The sequence below is a fragment of the Longimonas sp. genome (assembly GCF_046498435.1).
Taxonomy (GTDB): Bacteria; Bacteroidota; Rhodothermia; order Rhodothermales; family Salinibacteraceae; genus Longimonas.
Genome location: NZ_JAWOAR010000138.1, coordinates 1 through 6,743 on the forward strand (window position 1 = coordinate 1; position 6,743 = coordinate 6,743).

6 protein-coding genes are annotated in these 6,743 nt (G+C 63.9%); 3 read left to right on the forward strand and 3 right to left on the reverse strand.

All coding sequences use genetic code 11. The annotated features are described in order from the left end of the window. Positions 1-532 precede the first annotated feature (532 nt). Positions 533-1,102 (forward strand): DUF4126 domain-containing protein, encoded by a 570-nt coding sequence (locus R6U20_RS05120; protein WP_410336790.1) that lies wholly within the window; start codon positions 533-535, stop codon positions 1,100-1,102. 105 nt (positions 1,103-1,207) lie between these two features. Here the strand turns inward: R6U20_RS05120 and R6U20_RS05125 are convergent, their stop codons facing one another. Beyond that, complete coding sequence (locus R6U20_RS05125; protein ID WP_410336791.1) at positions 1,208-1,741, reverse strand: hypothetical protein; 534 nt, start codon at positions 1,739-1,741, stop codon at positions 1,208-1,210. 278 nt (positions 1,742-2,019) lie between these two features. On the opposite strand from R6U20_RS05125, the gene R6U20_RS05130 reads away from it, so the two are divergent. Together R6U20_RS05130 and R6U20_RS05135 are read left to right on the forward strand one after the other, a co-directional pair. Then, positions 2,020-4,476: a Lon protease family protein gene (locus R6U20_RS05130; RefSeq protein WP_410336792.1), complete on the forward strand. Its 2,457-nt coding sequence runs from the start codon at positions 2,020-2,022 to the stop codon at positions 4,474-4,476. 53 nt (positions 4,477-4,529) lie between these two features. Next, positions 4,530-5,417 (forward strand): universal stress protein, encoded by an 888-nt coding sequence (locus R6U20_RS05135; protein ID WP_410336793.1) that lies wholly within the window; start codon positions 4,530-4,532, stop codon positions 5,415-5,417. Between the two features lie 10 nt (positions 5,418-5,427). On the opposite strand, the gene R6U20_RS05140 is transcribed toward R6U20_RS05135, so the two are convergent. Both R6U20_RS05140 and R6U20_RS05145 read right to left on the reverse strand, forming a co-directional pair. Next, complete coding sequence (locus R6U20_RS05140; RefSeq protein WP_410336794.1) at positions 5,428-5,790, reverse strand: FluC/FEX family fluoride channel; 363 nt, start codon at positions 5,788-5,790, stop codon at positions 5,428-5,430. Between the two features lie 14 nt (positions 5,791-5,804). After that, complete coding sequence (locus tag R6U20_RS05145) at positions 5,805-6,233, reverse strand: FluC/FEX family fluoride channel (RefSeq protein ID WP_410336795.1); 429 nt, start codon at positions 6,231-6,233, stop codon at positions 5,805-5,807. Positions 6,234-6,743: the final 510 nt, after the last annotated feature.

Genomic DNA, 6,743 nt, shown 5'->3' on the forward strand with positions numbered 1-6,743 from the left:
TTCCAGAACCTTGCGCACTTCTCCGAGCGCTTCCTGGATCACGTAGGCCAGCGTCCCAGCGTCTATGCAGAGGCGGACGCGTAGGGCACGCGGACGTGTCGTGCCAATCCGGTTGCCGCATTACGATGAGAACGTGCGTGTGTACCCTACATCCGTCATCTCAGAGGCCGCCCGGGATATCCGCTTCGCTCCTGATCCCGGGCTAAGGAAACCCATAGCCGGGTAACCTGTGCCGACCCCTGTCGGTACCGCTTGCGTCCCCGGCAACATTAAGGCGAGTTTCGTCGCTCACCGATTGCAAACACCTGTATGATGATTCAGCGCAGATGGCATGATGCCTCTCAAACAGTCATCCCGGACAAGGCGCCCCTGGCGTCGCTGATCCGGGATCTATTCGTCTTTCAGGTAACGCCGATCACTTGAGGATTAGCGACTCCCCGTGATCGAAATGATAGTTTTCATATTGTAGGGACACGGCGCGCCGTGTCCCTACCACTACGCATGGTACGATTGTGCACGAACTTACCTTCTCATGACACCTTTCGAAACGCTATTCGCGGTTGCTATCGGCATCGGGTTGAGCGCGGCGGCGGGGTTGCGTGTGTTCATACCGCCGCTGGGCGTGAACGTCGCATCTCTGGCGGGTGAACTGCCGCTGGCTGAAGGGATGGCCTGGCTTGGGTCGCCGCTGGCCACCGCTGCATTGGGCGTTGCTGCGCTGGTAGAAGTGGGGGCCTACTACATTCCGTGGCTCGACAATCTGCTGGATACTGTGGCCACGCCCATGGCTGTGGCGGCGGGCACGATCCTCACCGCGTCGACCCTGGGCGAGGCGTCGCCCTTTATGCAGTGGGCGCTGGCGCTGGTGGCCGGGGGCGGATCGGCAGGTGCGGTGCAGGGCGGTACGGTGCTGCTGCGCGGGGCGAGTAGCGCCTCCACGGGCGGACTCGGCAACCCGCTGGTATCCACCGGCGAGGCAGGCGGCTCGCTGGTGCTCACGGTCCTGGCGATCATCGCGCCGTTTGTGGGGCTGGCAGCGCTGGTTGCGCTTGTGGTGTATGGCGTGCGCCGACTCCGAGCACGGCGTTCATCCGTCTCGTAAACCGGTTCCGATTTGGGATGTACGATTGGGGATTTGCGATTGGGGATGTGCGATCTGTCTTTGTTGGTGGGTGGTAGCGTTTAGATCCTGTCAGGCTCTTGGGCGCTACGGTATCCACGCATTGCCAATCTGAACGGTTAGGCGCACACCCACCTGGGGATAATCGGGATGCACAAAGGCAAACGCCTCCAGCCCGAGTCCGAATCCGTATGCGGGCGTTACGAAGAACTGGCTGCCGAGGAGAGCGCCGAACGAGCGATGCGTGACGTCTGCGCGGGTGCGCTCCCACCCCAGCGCAGGTCCCACGAACCCGGCCACCGCAATGTCGGGGCGCGCCCACACGCGTCCTACGTTCAGGCCCGTTGCTGCTGTGTAGGGACGCGTCTCTTCGGCAGTGCGGGCTTCTGTGCTCCAGTTGCCATGTGCGGCGGCCTGCCCGACCCAAGCAGTCTCACGTCCGCCCACAGTGAGGCTGGCCCCCGCACTTCCGTTGCTTCCCGATCCGGCCCCGGCTCCGAGTCCAACGCCTGCCGTGATCCATGCACGGGGCGGATTCGACGTGTCGAGCGGACCCGGCGCATATTGGGCAGCGGATTCGGCGTATCCGGCCAGCATAACGAACAGAGCGAGGATACCCACAGTGTTGGATTGGCGAACGACTACCTGAGAAAAAGAGCAGCACACCGTCATATCAAGAATAAAAGAGCGTGTAGTCAGGCTGCGTAAGTCCCCATGAATCCGTGGGACTGTTGTAGCCGCTGCACGTGTCCGAGACGTCACAAAGGGGTGTGCAACCATGTACATGCCGTAAACAATGATGCTAAAGCGGAGCGGCATAACGTCCGGGCGAACTGAAGGCGCGGCGGTGCCTACAACGTACTCTGCATTGCCACTCTACCGAACGAACCACATATTACATGGCTACTCCTGACTCGCTCTCGCCCGACCGCCTGCGCCGGACTATAGACCCGAGCGCGTTCGACTTTACCACGACCGAGGCGCTTGATGCCGACACCACGGTTGTGGGACAAGACCGCGCGCAAGAGGCGCTTCAGTTTGGCGTCCAGATGGATCAGCCCGGATTCAACGTGTTTGCGCTGGGCCCGAACGGCACCGGGCGCCACCGCATGGTGCGCCAGATGCTGGAGGATGCCGCCGCCGAATCGGGGGCTCCGTCGGACTGGTGCTATGTCAAGAACATGGATGAGGAGCGCACGCCGCGTGCCCTGCGGCTGGACGCGGGCGCTGGAGCCGACTTCGAGGCGGCGATGGACGACTTCATTGCATCCGCGCAGGCCGCGCTGTCGGCCACGTTCGACAGCGAGGAGTACCAGGCGCGTCGCCAGATGATCGAAGACGAGGTGCGCTCAGAGCAAGAGGAGGCGCTGGAAGCGCTGCAAGAGCGTGCTCGCTCGGAGGACATCGCCCTCATCCGCACGCCCAACGGGTTTGCCTTCGCCCCGATTCGTGATGGCGAGGTCGTGTCGCCCGACGAGTTCGAGGCGCTCGATGACATCGACCGCGATGCCGTCCAGGAAAAGATTGATGCGTTCGAGGACGAGCTCCAGCAGATTATGCGCAAGCTGCCCGAGCGGCAGCGTGAGGCCCAAGAGCGGCTCGACGAGCTCAACGAGGAGATGGCTCACCACGCCATCGACCCGCTTATCGAAGAACTGAAAGACGAATACGCCGACCACGTGGCCATCACCGACCATATCGACGCGGTACAGGCCGACATTGTGGAAAACGTCGGCGCACTCGTTCAGCAAGGCCAGGGCAGCCACGGCGCTTTTGGCGAGGAGAATTCGGGCGGCATGGCATTTATGGCGATGCAGCAGGGCGGGCCCTCGTGGGATCGCTACCGCGTGAATCTGCTTGTGCACCACGACCCCGACGATGGCGCGCCCATTATCACATGCGACAACCCCACCTACGCGAATCTTGTGGGACGCGTGGAGCAGCAGGCCCAGATGGGGGCGCTCATCACTGACTTCAGCCTCATTCAGCCCGGTGCGCTCCACAAAGCCAATGGCGGCTACCTCGTCATTGAGGCGCGTAAGCTGCTGCAACAGCCGTACGCCTGGGAAGGCCTGAAACGCGTCTTGAACAGCCAGAACATCGACATCGAATCCCCCCAGCAGGCGCTTGGATTGATGCGCACCGTCTCGCTGGAGCCGGAGCCTATCCCGCTGAACGTGAAGCTGGTGCTTGTGGGCGAGCGTTGGCTCTACCACCTGCTGTGCGCCTACGATCCGGATATGGAGGATCTGTTTAAGGTCATGGCCGATTTCGACGACCAGATGGACTATGACGACGAGCACATGGCATCGTACGCCGACATGCTGGCCACCATGGCCGAGCGCGCCGACCAGCCGCCGCTGCACGCCTCGGGCGTGGCTCGTCTGATGGAGCACAGCCTGCGCATCGCTCAGGATCAGGAGAAGCTCTCCGCACAGGTGGATACGATGCAGGATCTCGTGGCCGAAGCCGGATTCCATGCGCGCAAGAGCGATGCCGAGCGGATCGAAGCCGACCACGTGCAGGCGGCTCTCGATGCCCAGCGCCGCCGCGCCGATCGCCTCAAAGAGCGTGTGCAAGAATCCATTGAGCGCAACACGCTCTACATCGACACCGACGACGCCGTGGTCGGGCAGATCAACGGACTGTCCGTGTTGCAGCAGAGCGGCTTTGCCTTTGGACGTCCGAACCGCATCACCGCGCGGGTGCGCCTGGGTAAGGGCGACATTGTGGACATTGAGCGCGAAACCGCACTCGGTGGGCCGCTTCACGCAAAGGGCGTGCTTGTGCTGTCGGGCTTCCTGAGCGGACGCTATGCGCCCGAGCAGCCGCTCTCCATGCAGGCCAGCCTTGTGTTTGAGCAGTCGTACGGCGGCATTGACGGCGACAGCGCCTCCTCCGCCGAACTCTACGCGCTAATGTCGGCTCTGGCCGAGGTGCCCATCAAGCAGTCGCTGGCCGTTACCGGCTCGGTGAACCAGCACGGCGTGGTGCAGCCCATCGGCGGGGTGAACGAGAAGATCGAAGGCTTTTTCGAGGTATGCCAGCGTCGCGGACTTACGGGCGAGCAGGGCGTGCTCATCCCCCAGAGCAACGTGCCCCACCTGATGCTTCGCCAAGATATCGTAGACGCCGTGGCGGCAGGCAATTTCCACGTGTATCCCGTCGAAACCATCGACGAGGGCATCGCGCTGCTCACGGGGCAGCCCGCTGGCACGCGCGGCGATGACGGCACATATCCGGCCAACAGCATCAACGGGCGCGTGGAAGAGCGCTTGCTCACCTTTGCCCGGCAGCGCCAGCAGTTTGGTATCAACGGGCAGGCGGAGGCGCAGGCCACGGCATCCACCGAGTAAGATGCGACGGGCCGCATTCGTTCGTTTCTTGAAGCAACCTCCTCTTTTGTGCTATGTCGCTGCTACGTCACGCGGTGGTCGGGCTCGATGGCTCGCGCACCAGCGAGTCGGCCCTCACGGTAACACTGCACCTGGTGCAGCCGGGGCTGGGCCGGGTCACCGGATGCTATGTGGAAGATGCCTCGCTGCGCCGGGCCGCACGCCTGGGCACGACACGCGCTGTACCAGCGGGACGCGGTACCGCTGTGCCGCTGTCGACGCGTCGTGTGGAGCGCTCTTTCGAGGACACCGCCGACTATGTGCGCTGGCGCTTGAACGAGTTGGCGCACACGTATAGCGTAGATGCTGAGTTGCAATCGGTCGAAGGACACGCGACGTCGGCACTGCTTGGGGCGGAGCGCACCGCCGATCTTGTTGCAGTGGGGATGCAAGGCACCACGAACGACCACAGGTACCGGCTGGGCCACACGCCGCTGGCGCTCGTCCGAGAGGCGGACCGCTCGCTGCTGATCAGTCCACGCCAGGTGCCGGGGCTCAACCACGTAACCGTGTACTTTTCCGAGGGCCCCGACGGCGCGGCGGCGCTTCAGTGGGCCACCTATGCGTCCTATGCACTTCATGTGCGTCGTGTACGCGTGCTGCTGCCTGCTGCCGATGACGCCGCGTACACAGCACAGCGCGAGACGCTCCGCGAACTGCGCCCGCCCGGCAACGTGTTGTGGCAGCCGGTGCGATGTACCCCGCTGGCGGCGCAGCGTCCGGGCACGGCCCTGCACCGCGCGCTGGATGGATTGGTGGTGGCGCCGCTGAGCTTTGTGCGAGACGACGTCGCATCGGTGCGGGCATTTCTGCATGAACTCCAGCAGCCGCTTTTGCTCGCCCGCCAGCCTGACGCATCCCCCCAACAACGCCCGAAGATCGGAATGTCGGCGGTGATGTAGATGGGTGGATCTACAGCATGAGGGCCAGGCCAAGCGCAGCAGCGGCGGTGCCGAGCAGGGTGCTGCCGAGGGTGTAGCCTAGCAGCAGACGCCAGCGGCCCTCGCGCAGGAGCGTGGCCGACTCGACCATCCAGGTGGAAAATGTGGTGTAGGCGCCTAAAAATCCGGTGCTTAGCACCAGATGCCAACTGGACGGAAGCGCTCCGGAAAGCGCGGCCCCGGCAACGAGTCCGGCTCCGAGCGAGCCCAGCACGTTGGCTACGAGCGTGCCGCCGAGGCTGTCGGACTGGTACTGCTGCATCCACACGCTGGTGGCGTAGCGGGCCACGGCGCCGAAGGCTGCGGCACAGGATAGCGCAAGGGCGAGGAGCATGGTGAAGGCGGGGGTTACGAAGCGGGCGTGGTAAGGAGGCGTTCGGCAGCGGCCAGTCCCGATCCGGCGGCGAGCAGGCCCAGAAGCAAGCTGGCCGCAACGTATCCGAGCGCGGCGGCCTGGGCTCCGGCATCGGCCAGATGCACGGCGTCGAGCGCGTAGGTCGAGAACGTGGTGAACGCGCCCATGAGTCCGGTGGTGAGGGCGTAGCGCACCAGGCGATGCTCGGGATGCTTGTGCACGAGCCAGCGTCCGCCTGCACCAAGCACGAAGGCCCCGACAACATTGATCGTAAGGATGACATACGGCACCTGGCCGGGCGTGTAGGGAAACGCGAGGACAAGGCCATGGCGCAGCAATCCGCCAACTGCGCCGCCTCCGGCTACCGCGCTGGCAATGACGGCGTGTAGGCGAAGCCAGCGGCGACGGGCAGGGGAGAGCACAACACAGACCGATGCAGGGAGCAACCAGTGAGTTGGCCTGCTTTACGAGTCGAGCCGGTCCGCGTTCGTGGTGATTACTGGAATTGAGGGGAGGGGGGTACGGCGGAGAGACGCAACAGAATAGATTCGATGCTGGGGGGCGGACGCTGGAGTGTTCTCTGCCATAGCACCGACGGGGGAACTTGTGCCGAATGCTATCGGCACCGTCGGTGCCAGGTCCTGTGGTTAATCTCACAGTTTGCGACGAGTGGGGCGAGAGGTGGCCCACTTTGGTGGATCCTGTACAGCTTTCATACCGCGCCGGGAGGCGTCACCGTCGCAGCCAGTCAGTTAATTCATGTCGGCTCCGGGTCACCACAGCGTAACGGCCATGCCTAGGCTGGCCGAGAAGCGCACGCCGTCGCCGGCACGCCCGGTGAGGTCGACCAGGGCCGGACTAAACACCAGCGGCACGCGTTCAAACGGCGTTACCGAGAGGCCGAGCGCCAGGTCCTGGCCGGTCCAATTCGC

Bases quoted from the DNA above. Each gene is read 5' to 3' on its own strand.
- R6U20_RS05120 (WP_410336790.1), top strand. From the start codon at position 533: ATGACACCTTTCGAAACGCTATTCGCGGTTGCTATCGGCATCGGGTTG.
- R6U20_RS05130 (WP_410336792.1), top strand. From the start codon at position 2,020: ATGGCTACTCCTGACTCGCTCTCGCCCGACCGCCTGCGCCGGACTATA.
- R6U20_RS05135 (WP_410336793.1), top strand. From the start codon at position 4,530: ATGTCGCTGCTACGTCACGCGGTGGTCGGGCTCGATGGCTCGCGCACC.
- R6U20_RS05140 (WP_410336794.1), bottom strand. From the start codon at position 5,790: ATGCTCCTCGCCCTTGCGCTATCCTGTGCCGCAGCCTTCGGCGCCGTG.